Raw genomic sequence first — 20,410 nt, forward strand, 5'->3', positions numbered from 1 at the left:
AAGTCTTTTTTCTTAGGCTTATTAAAGTGCGCCTTTTTTAAGAAATAATTTTATTTTGTCAGCAAAGATTCGAATCTTCTCTTTTTATTGAAAAATAGGAGCTGTCGCTAGCGTTTTTTCACCCGCTAATGCGACAGCCCCTTTAAATAAAAATAAATTATTATTCCTCATTAATTATAGTTAATCATATATTTTTGTATTTCAGGATTATTCTCTATGATTTTATACCATTTACTTTCAGGAGATTTTAAATGTGCATATATTAATTCTTCTATTTTATCACTCTTTTTATTTTTTATTATGTCAATATAAGCCTCATGGTGATTTATAACAGAATAATTATTATTCTCTTTTTGTTCAATAATTCTTATTCTTTTATAATGAGTACTAATAGTACTTATTGCTTCCCAAACATTTACTTTATTAACCCCTTGGAATAATAATTTATGAAACTCATTATCCAGCTCATGAAATTCTAATAATGAATCTTTTTTATTAAATAACATTTTTTGCATATATAAATTTTTTTCCATTTCTAATAAATTTTCTTCTTTAAAATTAATACAGGCTTCCCTTAAAACTTCTTGCTCCAAAGTATATCTCATAAAAAGGGCCTCTTTTATTAAATTCAAATCAATATGTGATACAAAAGTTCCAACTTGAGGTTTTACCTGAATAAGTTTTTCAGCCTTAAGTTTCATTATAACTTCTCTTATTGGAGTTCTGGATAGGTTTAGACTATTAGCTAATTCTGATTCATTTATTAAATCATCAGGTTTTAAATTCAATATCATAATATTATTTTTTATAACTCTATAAGCATATTCCTTTGCAGTTTCCTTATCATGTTTGCGAAATAATTCTAACATTTCTCCTCCTTACTTTATTTATCCAAAATACTAGTTTAATATTATCAGTATTCAAAAAATATTTCCATAAAATAAACAAAAAAAGACTGCAGTTTTCCCGCAGCCTTGATTTAACTATCTTCTGTTATTTTGAGCTTTTCTTGCTTTTCTACATTCAAAGCATCTTACAGGATCATTGTCAAATCCTTTTTCTTTGTAGAATTCTTTTTCTCCAACTGTGAATATAAATTCCTTACCACAATCTTTACAAATTATTTTCTTATCTTCCATTTTAAATCCTCCATTCTAAAGATTAATAAAATAACTACATCTCTACAACGGAGAATCTCATTATCTTTCTAGATCTTTAAATAAATTTTGTAGTCTTTTAACTACTTGTATATAATATCACATATAAAAATAAATTGCTACTAATTTATTAATATTTTTATTCTTTTATTTTTCCATCCTTTAATATTTCTGCTATAGCAGCTATATTTCCCAAAGAAGATAATGTTTCATTTGGAAGTATAAGCTTATTAGCGGGATTATTTGCCATTTCTTTTAATGCTTCAACTTGTTTTAGAGCAATAATAGTTTCATTTGTACCAGATTCTAAAATTGCCTTATTTACCTTTCTAATTGCTTCTGCTTCTGCAATTGCTATTTCTTCTATAGCTTTTGCCCTACCTTCAGCTTCTAACAACTGAGACTCTTTTAATCCTTCTGCTCTTCTAATATTAGCTTCTTTTTCTGCTTCTGCTGCAAGTATTTTAGCTCTTTTTTCACCTTCAGCCTTTTCAATTTGTGATTGCCTTAAACCTTCTGCTTGAAGAATCATAGCTCTTTTATCTCTTTCAGCCTTCATTTGCTTTTCCATAGCATCTTGAATTTCTGCTGGTGGTATAATATTTTTTATTTCAACTGATAAGATTTTTATTCCATAAGCATCTGTCACTTCATCTATTATGCTTAAAAGATCTTGATTTATTCTATCTCTTCCAGATAAAACTTCATCTAAAGTCATATTACCTATAATATTTCTCATATTTGTTGTAGCAGTATAAATAATACCAGCTCTATAATCTTCTATATTATACACTGCATCTCTGGCATTAAGTACTTTATAGAAAATAACATTATCAACGGAAATTCTAACATTATCTTTAGTTATAACAGTTTGAGGTTGTACATCTAAAATTTGTTGTTTTGTAGAAACTTTTTTTCTTACGAAATCAACAAAAGGTATTAAGAAATGCCATCCAGGTTCTAAAGTTTTATAGTATTGTCCAAATCGTTCAACCACATATAAATATCCGGTATTAACAATTTTAACTGAAGATAATATTATTAATAATACTAATAATATTATAAATCCTATAATAATAGTTTTAATTAACTCCATTTATATTTCCTCCTCTTTTTTTACAATTAATTTTATTCCATCTATAGATATTATTTTATATTTTTCTCCTGCTTTTATTTCATCCCCAATGTTCTTTACTCTCCAATAAATACCTTCAAGCTTTATTCGCCCTTCATCTCTTATGTTTTCTTCTGCTTCTTTTACTAATCCAATATACTTTTCTTCCATTAATGGTAATCTTTCAACTTTCTTCTTGAGATTTTTTTTAGTAATAGGATAAGCAATAGCCACTGTTATTAAGTTAACCATCAAAAATATTAGTATTTGTGTTCCTACTGAAACATTAAAAATTTCTGATATCATAGCAGCAATGGCTCCTAGGGCAAAGAATGAAAATAAGAAATTACTTGTAGTAATATCTATTATTACTACTAGTGCTGCAATTATAATCCATATAATTACTGCTGTCACATCCTTACCTCCTTTTTGTTATTTTTATAGATATTTACTTTATAATATAGATTTATAATTTTCTATGCCTTTATTATATCAGGTTAATTACCTTTTTACAATATATTTTTTATCTTTTTAAGAGTTTTTTTATACCTCTTTTCGTTAAGCTTTATTATCGTTGATTTTCTAACAAATTCCTTTTATCATTAAATTATATATTTATTACTATTTTATAATGAATTATATTTATAATTATTGTTATAATAAATTTAATAAGAAAACTAATGAATGATTGGAGAGATTTTCATGGATTTTATAAAAGTTGCTGCTGCATGTCCAATTACGAAGGTAGCAGATGTAAATTATAATTTAAAAAATATCTTTATCTGCTTAGATAAAGCCAAAAAGGAAGATGCTAAACTAATAGTTTTTCCTGAATTAGCAATCACATCTTACACTTGCGGAGACCTATTTTTACAATCTTCCTTATTAGACAAGTCCCAAAAAGCAATAAAAGAACTTGTTATAAAAAGCTCAAAATATGATATGTTAATTGCTATAGGTGCTCCACTACTTTATAATAATTCCTTATATAATTGCGCTTATATAATATTTAACGGTAAAATACTTGGAATTGTCCCTAAATCCTTTATTCCAAATTATAGTGAATTTTATGAAAAGCGTTGGTTTACAGAAGGTCTAGGATTAATTGATCAAACAGTAGATTTTGATTATCAACAAGATATTCCTTTTGGAACTAATTTAATATTTACATCAGAAGAGTGCAAGTTTGCCTTTGAAATTTGTGAAGATCTTTGGGTTACAATCCCTCCTAGCTCTTATCTATCACTATTAGGAGCTAATATAATAGTTAATCTTTCTGCCTCTAATGAATTAGTAAGCAAAAAAGATTATAGAACTTCTTTAATATCTAACCAAAGTGCTAGATGCATATCTTCTTATATCTATGCCTCTGCTGGAGTTCATGAATCAACAACTGATATGTTATTTAGCGGGCATCTTATTATTTCAGAAAATGGAATTATTTTAAAAGAAAATGAAAGATTTCAAAGAGATAATGAAATTATTTATTCAATTATAGATATTTATAAATTAAATAGTGAAAGACTAAAAAATATTAGCTTTAGAGATGCTTCAAAGGTTCTTCCTTTTAAAGGAAAATATATAAAATTTACTTTTAAAGACAATAGCATCAGAAATTTTGATAGATATATTGAAAAATTACCTTTTGTTCCTTCTAATAAAAAATTAAGAGATGAGAGATGTAAAGAAATATTTAATATACAAGCTTCTGCCTTGGCAAAGAGACTTGAACACATTGGACTAAAAAAAGCAGTTATTGGTATCTCAGGAGGGTTAGACTCTACTTTAGCTTTGCTAGTCATTGTAAAAACTTTTAAATTATTAAACTTAGATAATAAAAATATAATAGCAATTACAATGCCAGGCTTTGGTACAACTGATAGAACCTATAATAATGCCTTAAATTTATGTAAAGAGCTTGGATGTGATTTAAGAGAAATTAATATTGTAGAAGCTTCATTGCAACATTTTAAGGATATCGGACATGATAAAGATATCCATGATGTTACATATGAAAATGTTCAGGCAAGGGAAAGAACACAAATTTTAATGGATATAGCCAATAAAGAAGGGGGACTTCTTGTTGGTACAGGAGATTTATCTGAATTGGCTTTAGGCTGGTGTACTTATAATGGAGATCATATGAGCATGTATTCTGTTAATCCTTCTATCCCTAAAACCCTTGTAAGATATTTAGTTAGATATGTTGCTGAAAAAGAGGTAAACACTAAAGTTTCTGAAACGCTTTTAGATATATTAGATACTCCTGTTAGCCCAGAATTGCTTCCAAAAAGTGAAAATGGTGAAATAATCCAAAAAACTGAAGATATTGTTGGGCCTTACGAACTACATGACTTCTTCTTATATCATTTTATAAAAAATGGTTCCTCAAAAGAAAGAATTAAGTTTTTAGCGAACCATGCCTTTAAAAATGACTATAGCGAAGAAGAAATTAATAAATGGCTAGATAAATTCATTTATAGATTCTTTACTCAACAATTTAAGAGAAGTGCTCTACCTGATGGGCCAAAAGTAGGATCAATCTCCTTAAGCCCTCGTGGTGACTGGAGAATGCCATCTGATGCTTCTTTTAATTCATTTAAGTAATAAAGTGTGAATATAAAGCCTAGTTAACAGGATAGCTCAATAAGCGAATAACTGTGGAAAGTATTACTAGGTTCAAAAAACAACTATGCCGAGAGTTTTGGTTAAACTCACTGTGTTCAAGCAAATAAACAACTCTAAGGCATAGTTGTTTTTCTTCACCAAATACTTCTAAATGCTCACTATAATCTTATATATTTCTTTAAATTCTTTTTCATTTATCATGGTAAACAGCTATAGTTAATATCATATTTTTATTTACATCAAAGTAATTTGATAATTTAATAGAGGAATCTATTACTTTCCCAATATGATTTATTCCATGTCCCTTAACTAAAGAAATATATTTTATCAATATATTTTCAAATAGATAATCCAATAATTCTTTATTTATCTCTTTTTCTATAATTATATAAACTTCATCACTTACTATTTTTCTTAAAATTTCTTTATACATAAAATTTACCCCACTTTAGCATTTTTTTATATAAATTATATCTAAAAATAACAGCTAAGCTAGATTTATTAGCTTAGCTAAAAATCTCTCTTAACTGTATTTTTTAAATTATGTATTAAATATATTATTCAGCTTGTCTTACTTCTTTTAATTTTGCTTCAACTAACTCTATAAGTCTTATTCTATCTTCTTCTCTATTTACAACATCCATCTTGTCCATATCAATAACAAGAACATCTGAAGCTTTATAACAATTTTTTACCCAATCATCATAGTCTTTCCACAAGAAATAGTAATAATCCTTTAAACTCTCATCTATTTCAAATTCTCTTCCCCTTAAAGCTATTCTCTTTAAAACTGTTTCAAAAGATCCTTTTAAATAAACCATAATATCTGGTGCTTTTTTAGGTAGTTCTTCTAATTCTTCTAACATATTATCTAATAAGTCTTCATAAATACTCATTTCTAAGTCACTTATTCTACCTAAATCTTTGTTCTTTTTTGCAAAATACCAATCTTCATAAATAGACCTATCTAATACATTATTATCATTTACTAAAGCTTCTTTAATACTTTTAAATCTAGTATTTAAAAAATATAATTGTAATAAAAAGGGATATCTATTTTTAAGAACTTCTTCTTCATCAGAACTATAAAACAATGGTAGAATAGGATTTCCTTCTACACTTTCATAAAAAACATCTGATTTAAAATGCTTACCTAATATTTCTGCAACAGAACTTTTTCCTAATCCTATCATGCCACCAACAACTATCAACATACTTCACCTATCCTTTATTATTTAAACAATATTGTACATAAAAAATATATCTTTTTTATATTACCTAATAATATATTTATTTTCAAGACTTGATAAGAAATAACAACACAATATATTGTTTAAAAGTTCCGTCTCCCCCCTATCTTTAGTGGTTATCATCATATAAATATCTTTTATCTCTTTTTTGTCTTACAACTTTACCTATATTGACTTCTAAAAAATACTTATTTAAATACTTTAATAAAATAATATTAAAAATAAAAAGACTAAGATTTTAAATTCCTCTTAGTCCTTTAACAATTTAATTATTATTAAATATCATTTATATCAAAAGATATATTTATATTTTTTAACTTAGGTTCTAATTTTGTCATTTTTACTCCAGCAGCCTTAAACATTCTTTTAGATGCTTTAACAGGAGCAGTATCTGCATATTTATCAGATAAATAAATTACTTCTTTAATTCCGGCTTGTATTATTGCTTTTGCACATTCATTGCATGGAAATAAAGCTACATAAATTTTTGCTCCATGTAAATAAGAACCTCTGCTATTTAAAATAGCATTAAGTTCAGCATGGACTACATAAGGATATTTTGTTTCCAAAGCGTCTCCTTCCCTATCCCATGGGAACTCATCATCAGAGCAGCCTATTGGAAGGCCATTATAACCCTGACTTAATATTTTATTATCATTATCTACTATACAGGCTCCAACTTGGGTGCTAGGATCCTTACTTCTCTTACCTGCTAATATAGCAACCCCCATAAAGTATTCATCCCAAGATATATAGTCAGTTCTTTTCAAATACATCCCTCCAATTTTATTACGGTTTTAAAGCAAAAATAGAAGCTTTGATAATATCAGTCTCTTTATTGATATTATAACTAAAAATATTACTTATTAAAATGAATTTTTAGCTGCTTTTATTATTCACCAAAATATAGACAAAAAATTAATTGCAAACATTTCTTCTATAATTTCCTTACAGCTTTGTCTTTCTTTAATCATTCCTGCAATTTGACCAGCCATAAGTGATCCATTTTCAACATCTCCATCTTTTACAGCTTTTCTAAGAGCTCCTCTTGCCAATTCTTCTAATTCTTCCACCTTAGCATTCTTGCCCTCAAGTTTTAAGTACTCCCTTGCAAGTTGATTTTTAATAACTTGAACCGGATGACCTGTACTTCTTCCAGTTACAACTGTATCTATATCATTAGCTTTTATTACTGCTTCCTTATAGTTATCATGGATAGTACATTCATGAGCAACTAAAAATCTTGTTCCTACCTGAATACCACTTGCCCCTAAGGCGAAAGCAGCTGTTACTCCTCTTCCGTCAGCATAAAAACATGTACTTATTATTCCATCTTCCTCATCAGAAACTTCAAGTATTGCAGCACCAGCTCCATCTCCAAATAATACACAGGTGCTTCTATCACTCCAATCTATAATTTTAGATAATGTTTCTGCTCCAATTACTAAAGCTCTTTTTTTATCTGTTGCTTTTAGCAAACTAGATGCTGTAAGTATGGAATATACGAACCCTGAACAAGCTGATGATAAATCAAAAGCTGCAGCATTATTGCACCCTAAAAGCCCCTGAACACTACAAGCTGTAGATGGCATCATTCTATCGGGTGAAATTGTTGATACTATTATTAAATCAACATCTTCACTAGTTAAATTACATTTTTTTAACGCATCCAGAGCAGCTTTATAGGCCAGCTCCACTGTTCCTTCACCATTAGAAATCCTTCTTTCCTTTATGCCAGTTCTTTTTATTATCCATTCATCACTTGTGTCTACTATATTTTCTAAGTCCTTATTGCTAATAATATTTTCAGGACAGTAATGGCCAAAACCAACTATTCTTACTCCCTTCATTTAACTCCTCTTTTCAAAACTTATTAGTTATTTTAGTTTATCAAATATTTTTATTATCAAATTTTTATAATAAAATATTTTTATAATCAAAATTTTATTTTATATAAAAGCACTTTAAGCTATTCTTATGTTAATTCTAGCTAAAATATTAACACCAACTACTGTTGTAATTAATGCTTTTATTATATCTCCAGGTAAAGTAATTAGGCAGCCATAATATATAGCTAAATTCATCGGCATAACAGTTCCTAAATAGAAGTTATTAATGAAATAAAAATATGGAACTCCTATAAGATAAATTACTATTATGCCTGCTATATTTGCCAAAAAAACATTCTTAAGATCTTTTTTGTTTTTTTCAGCTATCTTCCCGATTATATATGACGAAAATATAAGTCCAACTAAATAACCAAAGGTAGGTTCCAAAATATATTGAGGACCTCCCCCTTTTGTAAATACAGGTAATCCTATAAGTCCTATTACAACATAAATAATTTGCGATAAAGCACCCTTCTTAGCTCCTAATAAAATCCCGCTTATACTACAAAAGAAAAATTGTAAAGTGAATGAAACAAAAGGAATTGGTATTCTAATAAAGGCACCAATAGCTGTCAAAGCAGCAAAAATAAGATTCCAATTATTCAAGGAGGGATGGGGGTTGGTGTATCTCTATCTAATCTTGCTGGAAGCGTTGCAAAACATGGTGCTATTGGTGTAATTTCTGCAGCGCATCCAGGATACTTGGAAGAGGATTTCAAGAATGTGATGCTCATCCTAATTTTAAAGAAGCTTATATAAAATGCAAGAAAGATGATATTAAACTTACTGTAAGTCCTGTTGGAATGCCAGGAAGGGCTATAAAAAATAAGTTTTTAGAAAAACTTGAAAAAGGAAGAATTAAAATAGATAAATGCTATAACTGCTTAATTCAATGTAACCCTTCTTCCACTCCATATTGTATAACTTCAGCTTTAATAAATGCTGTTAAAGGAGATATAGATAATGGATTAATTTTCTGTGGCAGCAATGCATATAAAATAAATAAAATATCTACAGTTAAGGAAGTTATAGATGAACTTATGGGAAAATAAATTAATAAAAGATTAATATAAGTTTAATAATTTATTAATAAAAATAAAAGTCATGCTTTAATGATGTATCATCCATACTTAATAAACTAACATACTCTGTATTAAAGAATCTATTAGATTAAAATCTAAACATAATTAAAAGGGCTTCATATATGAGCCCTTTTAAACTTCTATATAAATTATATGAATTATTTAATTAAATTAAGATATTTTACAGCGCTTAGGGCTGCAATATTACCTTCACCAGCAGCCTTAATATATTGATAGGGTTTACCTATACAGTCTCCTGCTGCAAAACAGCCAGGAATATTAGTTTCCATTTCCCTATTGACAACTATATGATTATCTTCTATTTTTAAGCCTGGAACCAATTCTGAAGGCGAAAGGGAATCTCTAATAATAAAAATCCCGTCAGTTTCTATTTGAGAATCTTTTAAGATCAATTTTTTTACCTTTAATTCTCCTGCTATTTTTATTGGTTCATCATTAATAATATTTATGCTGCTACTTAAATTATACTTTCCTTTATACATAGGGATATAGTAAACCTTTTTTGCTAATTCACATACAAAGTTAGCTTCCTCTTCTGCTTCCTCATTATAAGCTATAATTGTTACAGTCTTTCCCCTGTAAAGAGGAGCATCACAAGTTGCACAATAGCCAACACCTTTACCTAAATATTCTTTTTCCCCCTCAAGGTACTTGCCATATTCTACTCCTGTTGCTAAGATAACAGTTTTTGCTTCATAAACTTTTTCATTTACCATAACTGCAAAATAATTACCCATAGCATAAACATTATTTACTCTCTCTTCTGTAATTTGAATCTCCATCTCATTTATATGTTCTTCAAACTTAGTTCTAATTTCCTTACCGCTTATTCCATAAAAACCCAAATAGTTATTCACTTTAGGAGCTTTATCTAATTTATTACTTAAATTCTTATTTCCAAAAATCTTAAAGCTTTTGTTTCTTATTTTGGCATTTATAGCAGCCGATAATCCAGCTGGGCCACTACCAATTATTATAATATCGTACATTTTATCTTACCTTATAAATTCTTTTTAATTTTTTCTATTAATACTTCTTTTGGAGTAAATCCAACTAATTTATCTAAAAAATTTCCATCTTTAAAAATAAGTAAAGTTGGAATACTTAAAATATCATATTGGTCTGCTAAAGCTCCATTTTGATCTACATCTACTTTAGTAAAGCTTACTTCCTTGAATTCTTCAGATACACTTTCTAATACAGGAGCCATCATTTTACAGGGTCCACACCAATTTGCCCAAAAGTCAACTACAACTAATCCGTTATTTTTTAATACTTCAGTTTCAAAATCTTTAGCATTTAAATCTTTGATCATAATTTCCTCCCTATTTCTATACCCCAGTATGGTATTTTAATTATATTTTATTAATATTTAATTATGCAGTCAATATTTCTTCTTTATCTTCTATTGATAAATTTTTAAATTGAGATTGATATAATTTCTTATATATTCCATTCTTAGCTATTAAGCTTTCATGATTTCCTTGTTCTTGTATTCCTTCTGAAGTTAAAACTATTATTTCATCTGCATTCTTAATAGTTGATAATCTATGAGCAACTACAATTGTTGTTCTTCCATGACAAAGTTCTTCTAAAGCTTTCTGTATCATATACTCTGTAGCATTATCTAAAGCTGAAGTAGCTTCATCTAATATTAGTATTGGTGGATTTTTTAAGAATACTCTAGCAATTGAAATTCTTTGTTTTTGTCCACCTGACAATTTAACTCCTCTTTCCCCAATAAAGGTATCATATCCTTTTGGAAGAGACATAATAAAATCATGTATATTGGCCTTTTTAGCCGCTTCAATTACTTCATCATCAGTTGCATTATGATTACCATATAAGATATTTTCCTTTATTGTACCAGTAAATAGAAAAACATCTTGTTGAACTATTCCAATATTTCTCCTTAATGACTCTAAGCTAACATCATAGATACTTACGCCATCTATTAATATGTCGCCTTCTGCTACATCATAAAACCTTGGAATCAAATTACAGAAAGTCGATTTACCGCCCCCTGAAGGTCCAACTAAGGCAAGCATTTTACCTTTTTCTATTTTTAAATTTAGTCCATCTAAAACTAAATTATCTTCATAACTAAAGCTTACATTTTTAAATTCTATTTTTCCTTCAACATTCTTTAATTCAATACTATTTTCTTTTTCTTTTTCAGCTTCTTCACTAATTATTGATAAAAATCTTCTAAATCCTGTCATACCATTTTGATATTGCTCCATAAAGCTTACTAGTTTTTTAATTGGCTCAGTAAATAATTTAATATAAAGCAAATAAGCAAAAAAGTCACCTAAATTTATTATATCAAAGTATGTAAACACTCCTCCTGCAATAAGTACAATATAATCTAAAAGATTAATTCCAAAGCCAACTCCTGAACCATATTGAGCCATTACCTTATAAGCTCTGGCTCTAGCTTTTTTAAATTTTTCATTTCCTTCCTTAAATTTTATCAATTCATGAGACTGAGCTGTAAAAGCTTTTGTAACTCTAATTCCAGCTAAAGAATTTTCTAAATTAGAATTAACTTCTGAAGTCTCAACTCTTGTTTCCATAAATGCATCATGCATTCTATTTTTTTGTTTCATGCTAAAATAAACAATAAAAGGAATAAAAGCAAAAATTAATACTGTTAATGGTATATTTATTGTACAAAGAATAATAAAAGATCCTATAATCATTACTAAAGAAATAAATAAGTCCTCTGGGCCATGATGAGCTAGTTCTGATACATCCATTAAATCATTTATAATTCTACTCATTAGATCACCAGTTTTATTATTATCAAAATACGAATTAGGAAGCTTTTGTAAATGTAAGAACATATCATTTCTCATATCTCCTTGCATTTTAACTCCCATAACATGTCCGTAATATTGCATAAAATAATTACATCCTGCTTTTATTAAATATATTGCCATTAAAGAAAAAGCAAAAACTATTAACATTCTAATATTCTTATTAGGAATACTATCATTTACTAAAGTTCTTGTCATCATAGGATAGACAAGATCACAAGCAGATGCTATTAAAGCTACAGCCATATCAAAGAAAAATAGTTTCTTATAAGGCTTATAATAGCTTATAAACTTTTTTAACATTTTGTCCCCTCCTTTTAACGAATTACAATTAATAATAAGTATCAATATCATTTATTATTACATTATAAACTTAAAAAAATAAAATAACAACTGTTAAACAATTGTTACCTTAAATTATCTATATATATCTACAATTAGTCCTTGAATTTCATCAATAGATGCTGCAATATTTAAATTTTCTACCTCTCCATTTAATAAAGCCTTTGTTAATTCTTCTAATTTTTGATCTATTGTTTCAACAGTTATAAAATATTGAGTTTGCCAAAAACTCACATCCTTTTTAGTGTCATACATAAATTTTAGAATTGATTCAAGATACTCTTTAATTAATTTTTTATATGCGACAACATCTCCATAGGTTTTGGTTATTACTAATCTATTACCTCTCTTATGAATATCATCAATCATCTTTTTTAATTCTTCTTCGGATTTCCTCTGCTTTGCCTGATTAAAACTTTGAGAAAAATCTTTTCTTTCTGATATAACTTTTCTTTCGGTCTTTATAGGTTCTTTTCTATTTATTCTTCCTACTTCCATAATACCACCCTTCCTGTAAATAATATTATATCATTAAATTATGATTACTTTAATCAATTTTTTGCCCCTTTTTTTTCCATGTATTATTCATTATTATTTTATCTATCATATATTATATATAAGAGTTTTTTTACACTTTTTATTATTATGGAGGTATATAAATGTGGTTTAACGAAGAAGCAAAAGTGATAGAAGAAAGGTTATCTACAAATATTCTAAATGGTCTATCAAAAGAAGAAGCAGAAAAAAGATTAGCAGAAAATGGACCCAATAAACTCAAAGGAAAAAAGAAAAAATCTATGCTTATGTTATTATTCGAACAAATAAATGATCCTATGATTTATATTTTGTTAGTTGCAGCTATTATATCTGCAATTGTAGGTGAGGTTAGTGATGCATTAATTATTATTTTAGTTATAATTATAAATGCCCTTATCGGAGTTGTTCAAGAATCAAAAGCTGAAAAAGCATTAGAAGCCTTAAAAAATCTTTCTACTCCAAAGGCTGTGGTAAAAAGAGATGGAGAAATATATGAAATTGAATCCTCAAAATTAGTTGTTGGGGATATTGTAATCATAGATGCTGGACGCTATATACCTGCCGATATAAGATTAGTTGAAACAGCAAACTTAAAGATTGAAGAATCAGCCTTTACCGGTGAATCATTACCTGTTGAAAAACATGCTAATATTATTAATGAGGGAGATAATCTTCAGGTTGCAGAACAAGCTAATATGGCTTTTATGTCTACATTATCTACCTATGGAAGAGGAATAGGAATAGTTGTTGCTACTGGTATGGATACCCAAATTGGTAAAATAGCAAAGATGTTGGATGCAGAGGAAGATAATACTACTCCACTTCAAAAAAAACTAGCCAAGCTTGGTAAAACTTTAGGATTTTTAGCAGTTGGTATTTCAATTCTTATGTTTATTGTTTCAATGTTCCAAGGACGAGATTTCCTTACTATGTTTATGACATCTATAAGCCTTGCCGTTGCAGCAATACCTGAAGGACTACCTGCAATAGTTGCTATTGTATTAGCCCTAGGTGTTCAAAGAATGGCTAAACAAAATGCAATTATAAGAAAATTACCTTCTGTTGAAACCTTAGGTTCAGTGAATATAATTTGTTCCGATAAGACTGGAACATTAACAATTAATAAAATGACAGTAAAAAAATATTTTGTTAACAATAAAATTGAAAATTTAGAAGAAATAGATAAAGAAAATCCTGAAAGCAAGCTATTAATTGAAGGTATGGTTCTTTGTAGTGATGCAACTTCAAAAGATGGCATTCAAACTGGCGATCCTACTGAAATTGCCTTAATAGATGTAGGCAATAAAGTTGGAATCTTTAAAGATGATTTATTAAAAAAACATAAAAGAGTAAATGAAATACCTTTTGATTCTGATAGAAAATTAATGACAACAGTAAACAAATATAATGATAAATTTTATGTTTTTACTAAAGGAGCCATTGATAATGTATTAAAAATTTCTAATAAAATTATAATTAATGGCCAAATTAAAGAACTATCTAAAGAAGAAAAGAATAATATTTTAAAAGCTTCCGATTCATTGTCTGATGAGGCTCTTAGAATAATTGCCTTAGGATATAAAATAATTGATAATGAAAATATAACAATAAATTCTTTAGAAAATGATTTAATCTTTCTTGGCTTTATGGGAATGATTGATCCTCCTAGAGAGGAAGTAAAAGCATCTATAGAAATAAGTAAAAAAGCTGGAATTCGTACTGTGATGATAACTGGCGACCATAAAAATACTGCTATTGCAATTGCAAAAGAACTTGGTATAGCTGATGATATTTCCCAGGCAATGTCTGGTTCTGAAATTGATACTTATAGTGATGAAGAATTTACAAAAGTCGTAAATAATTTTCGTGTATTTGCCAGAGTTTCTCCTGAGCATAAAGTAAAAATTGTAAAAGCCTTTAAAGCTCATGGGAACATTGTTTCCATGACTGGTGATGGCGTAAATGATGCTCCATCCCTTCAAGCTGCTGATATAGGTGTAGCAATGGGGATTACTGGAACTGATGTTGCTAAAGGTGCAGCAGACATGATACTTACTGATGATAATTTTACCACTATAGTAAATGCAGTTGAAGAAGGAAGAAATATTTTTACAAATATAAAAAAATCAATACTATTCCTTTTAAGCTGCAATCTCGGTGAAATAGTTGCTTTATTTGTTGCAATTTTATTTAATTTAGATACTCCATTATTACCTATTCACATACTATGGGTTAATTTAATTACTGATAGTTTTCCAGCTTTATCCTTAGGTGTGGACCCTGGTGATAAAGGAGTTATGAATAAAACTCCTAGAAATCCTAATGAGAGTCTTTTTGCGGGCAGGGCTGGATTAATGGTTATAATAAATGGTATTCTTATTGGAGCAACTACCTTATTTGCATTTATATTTAGCGAAGGACTTTATCCTGAATCATTAAGGCACGCTCAAACTATGGCCTTCGTAGTACTAAGTGTATCTCAACTCTTCTATTCACTAAGTATGAGAAATGAAACTAAATCAATATTTAAAATTGGTATATTAAAAAATACCTGGCTTATTGCTTCTATAGTATTTGGAATAGTACTACAATATTCTATTATAACAATACCAATTACAGCAAAAGTATTTAAAGTATATTCATTAGCAATAAAGGACTGGTTAATAGTAATTTTAATTTCATTAATTCCACTAGTTTTTAATGAAATATTAAAAATATTTTTTAGAATCTCAGAAGAAAAAACTATCAGAAGAAAAAACTAGAAGTTTTTAATAAAAAGTGCTGTTACTAAATATCTTTAACAGCACTTTTTATTAAAATTTATAAATTTTCTCTAAAACTATTTCCCTCAAACAATTCTCCTTCCCTCATTGAATATATTTTATCTGCAACTTCTTCTGCAAAGTCCATATCATGAGTTATTATAAGCATAGCCATCCCTTTTTGAGCTAAACCTTTTATTAATTTTGCTACTTCACCTGTTAATGCTGGGTCTAAAGCTGAAGTTGGTTCATCAAAACACATAAGTTTAGGATTTAAGGCTAAAGCTCTTCCTATGGCTAATCTCTGTTTTTGCCCACCTGACAGCTCACAAGGATAGCTATTTGTTTTATCTTCTAAATCTAAAAATCTTAATATCTCTTTAGCCTTTTCTCTTGCTTCTTGATCTGATAAATTTAAAACCCTTTTAGGAGCTTCAATTAAATTTTCAATAACATTCATATGAGGAAATAAATTAAAATTTTGAAATACAAGCCCAATATCTTTTCTTATTTCTTTTAATTCTTGTTTCTTCTTATAAAGTCCATTTTTGCATAGAATTTTTGAATTTATTTCTATTGAACCCTCATCACAATTATCTAAAGCATTAACACATCTTAGTAAAGTTGTTTTACCACTACCTGAAGGGCCAACAATAACAGCGATTTCTCCCTTATTTATCTCTAACATTACATTTTTTAATACTTCTTTATTTCCAAACTTCTTTTTTAATCCTATAACTTTAAGCATCTATATTCACTCCCTAGTTGTAATAATTAAACTTTTCTTCACAGTATTCTAAGATCTTACTTATTATCCCGTTAAAAATCAAATATACTATTCCTACCACTACGAAAGGCATTATTGAAGAAATTCTATTTGATGCTATCTTAGCAATTTTTAATAATTCATCAAGTCCAACAACATATACTAAGGAGGTATCTTTTACTAAAGTTACTACTTCATTTGAAACTGGAGGAAATATTCTCTTTAATGCTTGTGGCAATATTATTCTAAAAAAAGTATCCCTCTTACTTAAGCCTAAAACTTCTGCCCCTTCATACTGCCCCTTATCTATTGATAATATCCCTGCTCTAAATATTTCCCCAAAATATGCTGCATAATTTAAAACCATTGCTAAAATTGCAGCAGGAAATCTATCAAAAGTAATATTAAATAAGGGCAAACCAAAAAATATAAATAATATTTGTAATAAAAGAGGTGTACCTCTAAAAATAATAATATATATTTTAGATATTTCCTTTAAAAGTTTTATTTTAGATAATCTAATTAACGCTACTACTACTCCTAAAGGAAGGGATAATACTAAAGTTAATATAAATATTTCGATTGTAACTTTAAATCCCTCTAATACCTGTGGTAAAATTTCAATTATTTCATTTAATATTTCCACCTAATACACCCCTTATCTTTCTAAAACACTATTTTACTACAATATCTTCACCAAACCACTTTATTGATATTTCAGCAGCTTTACCTTCTTCTATTAATTCATCAATTGCTTTATTAATTGCATTTACCAAAGCTTCATCTTTTTTTCTCATCCCAATTGCATAACTTTCTTTACCAAAGTCTTCAGCTAATACTTTATATTTTTCTTCTCCTCTTTGTTTAATATAGTATTTTGCAAGTATTTCATCTGCTACAATAGCATCTAATCTCCCTGCTTCAAGATCCATAAAAGCATCATTATTAGTATCGAAAGTTACAATACTGCCATCCTTAAAAGAGCTAAGAACTTCAGGTTCTTTTTCTATTGCATCAACAGCACTTGATTGATTTTGGGCTCCAACAACTTTTCCAGCCAAATCTTTCTTGCTGCTAATACCTGAATCAGCTAAAGTTATAATAACTTGTCTATTATCTAAATATACATCTGAAAATGCAACTTTTTCTTTTCTTTCTTCAGTTACACTATAACCATTCCATATAAAATCTATATTTCCATTATTAAGTTCAGTTTCCTTCATAGACCAATCTATTGGTTGAAAAACTATTTCCTTTCCTAGTTTTTCTGCAACCGCCTTTGCTAATTCTATATCAAATCCAACATATTCTCCATTTTCATCTTTAAAGCCCATTGGAACAAAAGTATCATCAAAACCTAATACAAGTTTATCCTTATCTATACTATTTTCCAGCTTAGCATTAGTATTTCCACATGATACAAAACTAAAAGCTAAAAACCCAAGTGTACTTCCTAAAACAATTTTTTTTACTTTTTTCATCAATAGCACCCCTTAACAAATAATTTAAATCCTTTATTTATTTAATACTTTATCACGTTAAATTATTAAAGTCAAGAGTTATTTTTATTTAATTTAAAATAATATAAATAAATAAAAACGACAAAAAAACAGGAATAAAAACGACAAAAAAACAGGATATGTTATATAAAATATATACATATCCTTTTATAATTCCTTAAATTTATGCTATTTTACTTCTTTTTTTCTATTAATCTAGTTCCTTCTTCATTTTGAATAATTTTTCCTTCTTTCATCAAACCTCCAAGGGCCATTTTAAAATAATTTTTACTTGTATTAAAGGTTGCTTTTATATCTTCTGATTTTGACTTATCGTTAAACTTCATAAAGCCACCATTCTTCTTTAAGTATTTCAATATTCTCTCTTGTATTTTTTCTCTTTCAGATAATCTTGTGCTTCTAGGAGTTAATCCTATTACACCATCTTCATAAATTCTTTTTACTCTTAACTTCATTTCTGTTCCAGGAAAAACTTCAGTATAATATTCATTAGGCAATATAATTCCTCTATATTTACTTTCTACTGCAACTAATAAGGTTCCATTTTCTCCTCTTCCATAAACCTGACCTATAACTTCATCTCCAACCTTATACTCTTTATTATCATCTGAAGCTACAATTATGTATTTACCTACATCTGTAGTTGCCGCAATTCTTCCTGTCTTATCAAGATATATGTAAAATAAATAACGACTATCTTTATGTAATTTAAATCTTTGCTCTTTAAGAGGCACAAAAACATCTCTATCTAAACCAATATCAACAAAGGCTCCAAAATTTGTAATATAAGCAACCTTTAAATATGCAACCTCTCCTACCATAGCCAGCGGCTTTTTAAAAGTAGCTATGGGTCTATCCTTAGAATCTCTATATACAAAAACTTCTATTTTATCTCCTATAGCTATTTTTTTCTTTTCTGTCATTGATTTAGGAAGAAGCACTTCATCTTTTCCTCCATCACTTAAGTAATAACCAAATTCTTTTTCTCTTTTAACTTCTAAAATATTTATTTTTCCTATATTAATCATTTTTCCTCCTTTTAATAAGTAACAGATCTTATTAAAACTATTTTTAGTGAATAAAGTTATTTTATCATTTACTAATATTATTGTCATTATTTATAGATATTAAATACTATATATATAATAAATAATAATTTTAGGAGCTAATTTTGGGAAGAAAAAAACATAAACATGATAAAAGTTTTGATAAAAATAATATTAAATATTATTATGGTATTCCTCATAGTCATACTAGCTTTTCTACTGGAAAAGGCTCTCCCTTAGATGCTTATGAATACGGACGAAAAGCAGGTCTTGATTTTATGGTAATAACTGATCATAATTCCTTTTTATCTGATAAAGTTGAAATTAAAGATAATATATATAATAAATTTCAAGCTACAAAATATTATGCTTCAAAATTAAGAAAAAAAGACGATGATTTCTTAGCTCTAGTTGGATTTGAAACTAAAACTAATTTATATGGGGATTTTAACATAATAAATTCTGAAACCTTTTTTAAAGGTAGTGTAAAAGACCTAAATATATTGGCATTATGGATGTTAAATAATCCCGATGCTTTTATTACTATAAATCACCCTCATAAAAATATTAAAACCCTTACTTATAATACAATCTTAAATAAAATGATAACATCTATAGAAGTTGGAAATGGAAGTCTTGATGGTAAATATACTAGACATGAAAAATACTATTTTAATCTCTTAGATATGGGCTGGAAACTTGGTGCCATAAATGGACAAGATAATCATAAAATGAATTTTGGAGACTCTGAAAATTTAACTGTCTGCATTTGTAATTCATTATCTACTCGAGAAATAATTGATGCCTTTAGAAAAAAACGTACCTATTCTACAGAATCTAGATATTTAAAATTTTATTTTACTGTTAATGATAAATTTATGGGTGAATCAATAAGCCCATTAACAGAAAAACTAAGATTTATGATTTTTTGCGAAGATATTAAATATAAAATCAGAGAAATACAAATACTCTCTAACCAGGGAAATATAATAAAAAAAATAGAAGAAATAAATTTAAATAGTATAAAATATTTATATGAACATAAAAGAGAAAAAAGCGAAAGCTGGTTTATTATAAAAATAATTCAAGATAATAATAAAATATCTTTTAGTTCACCTATTTTTATATCTTTAGAAGAAAAAAATAATTATTAATTAAAAAAGCTGTTTAAGAACTTATTTTATAAAATGTACCCCTTGTCAAGGACAGTTTAAAAAAAGACTATGAAACAGCTTCAAGAAGATGACTTCTGTATCGGACAGGAGTCATCTTTTTTAAATTCCACTGAGATCTATAGTTATTATAATAATCAATATAATCATCTATTTCAGTAATTAATTCCTGAAATGTTTTACACTCATTGATATATGCTTCATCCTTTAAATGACCAAAAAAGGATTCCTGAGGTGCGTTGTCCCAAGAGTTACCACGTCTAGACATAGATTGTCCTATATTATGCTGTTTCAGCTTGTTTTGG

Annotated in this window: 22 protein-coding genes and 1 pseudogene; 5 read left to right on the forward strand and 18 right to left on the reverse strand. The window is 27.9% G+C overall.

The window, feature by feature from the left end:
- Positions 1–170 precede the first annotated feature (170 nt).
- The 4 genes from KQI16_RS08020 to KQI16_RS13240 form a co-directional block, all read right to left on the reverse strand.
- Complete coding sequence (locus KQI16_RS08020; RefSeq protein ID WP_216433428.1) at positions 171–869, reverse strand: GntR family transcriptional regulator; 699 nt, start codon at positions 867–869, stop codon at positions 171–173.
- A 114-nt stretch (positions 870–983) separates the two neighbouring features.
- Positions 984–1,139 carry a zinc-ribbon domain-containing protein gene (locus tag KQI16_RS08025; protein WP_216433431.1) on the reverse strand — a complete coding sequence of 52 codons (156 nt, stop codon included), beginning with the start codon at positions 1,137–1,139 and terminating at the stop codon, positions 984–986.
- A 157-nt stretch (positions 1,140–1,296) separates the two neighbouring features.
- On the reverse strand, positions 1,297–2,253 hold the full coding sequence (locus KQI16_RS08030; RefSeq protein WP_216433432.1) for an SPFH domain-containing protein: 957 nt from the start codon (positions 2,251–2,253) through the stop codon (positions 1,297–1,299).
- Positions 2,254–2,685, reverse strand: coding sequence for an NfeD family protein (locus tag KQI16_RS13240; RefSeq protein WP_216433434.1), 432 nt, complete (start codon positions 2,683–2,685; stop codon positions 2,254–2,256).
- 288 nt (positions 2,686–2,973) lie between these two features.
- Between KQI16_RS13240 and KQI16_RS08040 the strand changes: the two genes are divergently transcribed.
- Entirely contained in the window at positions 2,974–4,878 is a 1,905-nt protein-coding gene (locus tag KQI16_RS08040) for an NAD(+) synthase (RefSeq protein ID WP_216433436.1), read from the forward strand.
- Between the two features lie 211 nt (positions 4,879–5,089).
- On the opposite strand, the gene KQI16_RS08045 is transcribed toward KQI16_RS08040, so the two are convergent.
- The 5 genes from KQI16_RS08045 to KQI16_RS08065 form a co-directional block, all read right to left on the reverse strand.
- Positions 5,090–5,332, reverse strand: a complete 243-nt coding sequence (locus tag KQI16_RS08045; protein WP_216433438.1) for a hypothetical protein — start codon at positions 5,330–5,332, stop codon at positions 5,090–5,092.
- Between the two features lie 124 nt (positions 5,333–5,456).
- Positions 5,457–6,113 carry a deoxynucleoside kinase gene (locus tag KQI16_RS08050; RefSeq protein WP_216433440.1) on the reverse strand — a complete coding sequence of 219 codons (657 nt, stop codon included), beginning with the start codon at positions 6,111–6,113 and terminating at the stop codon, positions 5,457–5,459.
- Between the two features lie 311 nt (positions 6,114–6,424).
- A complete protein-coding gene (locus KQI16_RS08055; RefSeq protein ID WP_442861805.1) occupies positions 6,425–6,925 on the reverse strand; it encodes a deoxycytidylate deaminase in 501 nt (166 codons plus the stop codon).
- A gap of 120 nt (positions 6,926–7,045) precedes the next feature.
- Positions 7,046–7,999 (reverse strand): beta-ketoacyl-ACP synthase 3, encoded by a 954-nt coding sequence (locus KQI16_RS08060; protein WP_216433443.1) that lies wholly within the window; start codon positions 7,997–7,999, stop codon positions 7,046–7,048.
- Between the two features lie 114 nt (positions 8,000–8,113).
- The gene (locus tag KQI16_RS08065; RefSeq protein ID WP_216433445.1) at positions 8,114–8,644 is read right to left on the reverse strand and encodes a biotin transporter BioY; all 531 of its coding nucleotides are present in this window, start codon (positions 8,642–8,644) and stop codon (positions 8,114–8,116) included.
- Positions 8,645–8,650: 6 nt separating this feature from the next.
- Here KQI16_RS08065 and KQI16_RS08070 point away from each other — a divergent pair, with 6 nt between their 5' ends.
- Both KQI16_RS08070 and KQI16_RS08075 read left to right on the forward strand, forming a co-directional pair.
- Positions 8,651–8,797, forward strand: a complete 147-nt coding sequence (locus KQI16_RS08070) for a hypothetical protein (protein ID WP_216433447.1) — start codon at positions 8,651–8,653, stop codon at positions 8,795–8,797.
- Positions 8,758–9,090, forward strand: a pseudogene (locus KQI16_RS08075) (NAD(P)H-dependent flavin oxidoreductase); the annotation flags it as partial. The gene KQI16_RS08070 and the pseudogene KQI16_RS08075, both read left to right, overlap by 40 nt.
- Before the next feature lie 188 nt (positions 9,091–9,278).
- Here the strand turns inward: KQI16_RS08075 and KQI16_RS08080 are convergent.
- The 4 genes from KQI16_RS08080 to KQI16_RS08095 form a co-directional block, all read right to left on the reverse strand.
- The gene (locus KQI16_RS08080; protein WP_216433449.1) at positions 9,279–10,130 is read right to left on the reverse strand and encodes an NAD(P)/FAD-dependent oxidoreductase; all 852 of its coding nucleotides are present in this window, start codon (positions 10,128–10,130) and stop codon (positions 9,279–9,281) included.
- A gap of 11 nt (positions 10,131–10,141) precedes the next feature.
- Entirely contained in the window at positions 10,142–10,456 is a 315-nt protein-coding gene (gene trxA / locus KQI16_RS08085; protein ID WP_119865745.1) for a thioredoxin, read from the reverse strand.
- A gap of 61 nt (positions 10,457–10,517) precedes the next feature.
- On the reverse strand, positions 10,518–12,263 hold the full coding sequence (locus KQI16_RS08090; protein WP_216433451.1) for an ABC transporter ATP-binding protein: 1,746 nt from the start codon (positions 12,261–12,263) through the stop codon (positions 10,518–10,520).
- 114 nt (positions 12,264–12,377) lie between these two features.
- Positions 12,378–12,800, reverse strand: coding sequence for a YaaR family protein (locus tag KQI16_RS08095; RefSeq protein WP_216433453.1), 423 nt, complete (start codon positions 12,798–12,800; stop codon positions 12,378–12,380).
- Positions 12,801–12,961: 161 nt separating this feature from the next.
- Between KQI16_RS08095 and KQI16_RS08100 the strand changes: the two genes are divergently transcribed.
- On the forward strand, positions 12,962–15,601 hold the full coding sequence (locus KQI16_RS08100; RefSeq protein WP_216433455.1) for a cation-translocating P-type ATPase: 2,640 nt from the start codon (positions 12,962–12,964) through the stop codon (positions 15,599–15,601).
- 58 nt (positions 15,602–15,659) lie between these two features.
- Here the strand turns inward: KQI16_RS08100 and KQI16_RS08105 are convergent, their stop codons facing one another.
- The 4 genes from KQI16_RS08105 to KQI16_RS08120 form a co-directional block, all read right to left on the reverse strand.
- Positions 15,660–16,349: an amino acid ABC transporter ATP-binding protein gene (locus tag KQI16_RS08105; protein ID WP_216433457.1), complete on the reverse strand. Its 690-nt coding sequence runs from the start codon at positions 16,347–16,349 to the stop codon at positions 15,660–15,662.
- A gap of 13 nt (positions 16,350–16,362) precedes the next feature.
- Positions 16,363–17,007, reverse strand: coding sequence for an amino acid ABC transporter permease (locus tag KQI16_RS08110; RefSeq protein WP_119866605.1), 645 nt, complete (start codon positions 17,005–17,007; stop codon positions 16,363–16,365).
- 34 nt (positions 17,008–17,041) lie between these two features.
- Entirely contained in the window at positions 17,042–17,848 is an 807-nt protein-coding gene (locus KQI16_RS08115) for an amino acid ABC transporter substrate-binding protein (protein WP_216433459.1), read from the reverse strand.
- 212 nt (positions 17,849–18,060) lie between these two features.
- Entirely contained in the window at positions 18,061–18,915 is an 855-nt protein-coding gene (locus KQI16_RS08120) for a CvfB family protein (protein ID WP_216433461.1), read from the reverse strand.
- Between the two features lie 143 nt (positions 18,916–19,058).
- Between KQI16_RS08120 and KQI16_RS08125 the strand changes: the two genes are divergently transcribed.
- Complete coding sequence (locus KQI16_RS08125) at positions 19,059–20,087, forward strand: CehA/McbA family metallohydrolase (protein WP_216433463.1); 1,029 nt, start codon at positions 19,059–19,061, stop codon at positions 20,085–20,087.
- Between the two features lie 67 nt (positions 20,088–20,154).
- Here the strand turns inward: KQI16_RS08125 and KQI16_RS08130 are convergent.
- Positions 20,155–20,410 (reverse strand): IS3 family transposase (locus tag KQI16_RS08130; protein ID WP_216433465.1); only part of this gene is annotated, 256 nt, incomplete at its 5' end.

The sequence above is a fragment of the Caproiciproducens sp. MSJ-32 genome (assembly GCF_018918055.1).
In the GTDB taxonomy this organism is placed as follows: Bacteria; Bacillota; Clostridia; order Clostridiales; family Clostridiaceae; genus Clostridium.

Coding starts and splice junctions, on each gene's coding strand:
- KQI16_RS08020 (WP_216433428.1), bottom strand. CDS start 869: ATGTTAGAATTATTTCGCAAACATGATAAGGAAACTGCAAAGGAATAT.
- KQI16_RS08025 (WP_216433431.1), bottom strand. CDS start 1,139: ATGGAAGATAAGAAAATAATTTGTAAAGATTGTGGTAAGGAATTTATA.
- KQI16_RS08030 (WP_216433432.1), bottom strand. CDS start 2,253: ATGGAGTTAATTAAAACTATTATTATAGGATTTATAATATTATTAGTA.
- KQI16_RS08040 (WP_216433436.1), top strand. CDS start 2,974: ATGGATTTTATAAAAGTTGCTGCTGCATGTCCAATTACGAAGGTAGCA.
- KQI16_RS08045 (WP_216433438.1), bottom strand. CDS start 5,332: ATGTATAAAGAAATTTTAAGAAAAATAGTAAGTGATGAAGTTTATATA.
- KQI16_RS08050 (WP_216433440.1), bottom strand. CDS start 6,113: ATGTTGATAGTTGTTGGTGGCATGATAGGATTAGGAAAAAGTTCTGTT.
- KQI16_RS08055 (WP_442861805.1), bottom strand. CDS start 6,925: ATGTATTTGAAAAGAACTGACTATATATCTTGGGATGAATACTTTATG.
- KQI16_RS08060 (WP_216433443.1), bottom strand. CDS start 7,999: ATGAAGGGAGTAAGAATAGTTGGTTTTGGCCATTACTGTCCTGAAAAT.
- KQI16_RS08070 (WP_216433447.1), top strand. CDS start 8,651: ATGGGGGTTGGTGTATCTCTATCTAATCTTGCTGGAAGCGTTGCAAAA.
- KQI16_RS08080 (WP_216433449.1), bottom strand. CDS start 10,130: ATGTACGATATTATAATAATTGGTAGTGGCCCAGCTGGATTATCGGCT.
- trxA (WP_119865745.1), bottom strand. CDS start 10,456: ATGATCAAAGATTTAAATGCTAAAGATTTTGAAACTGAAGTATTAAAA.
- KQI16_RS08090 (WP_216433451.1), bottom strand. CDS start 12,263: ATGTTAAAAAAGTTTATAAGCTATTATAAGCCTTATAAGAAACTATTT.
- KQI16_RS08095 (WP_216433453.1), bottom strand. CDS start 12,800: ATGGAAGTAGGAAGAATAAATAGAAAAGAACCTATAAAGACCGAAAGA.
- KQI16_RS08100 (WP_216433455.1), top strand. CDS start 12,962: ATGTGGTTTAACGAAGAAGCAAAAGTGATAGAAGAAAGGTTATCTACA.
- KQI16_RS08105 (WP_216433457.1), bottom strand. CDS start 16,349: ATGCTTAAAGTTATAGGATTAAAAAAGAAGTTTGGAAATAAAGAAGTA.
- KQI16_RS08115 (WP_216433459.1), bottom strand. CDS start 17,848: ATGAAAAAAGTAAAAAAAATTGTTTTAGGAAGTACACTTGGGTTTTTA.
- KQI16_RS08120 (WP_216433461.1), bottom strand. CDS start 18,915: ATGATTAATATAGGAAAAATAAATATTTTAGAAGTTAAAAGAGAAAAA.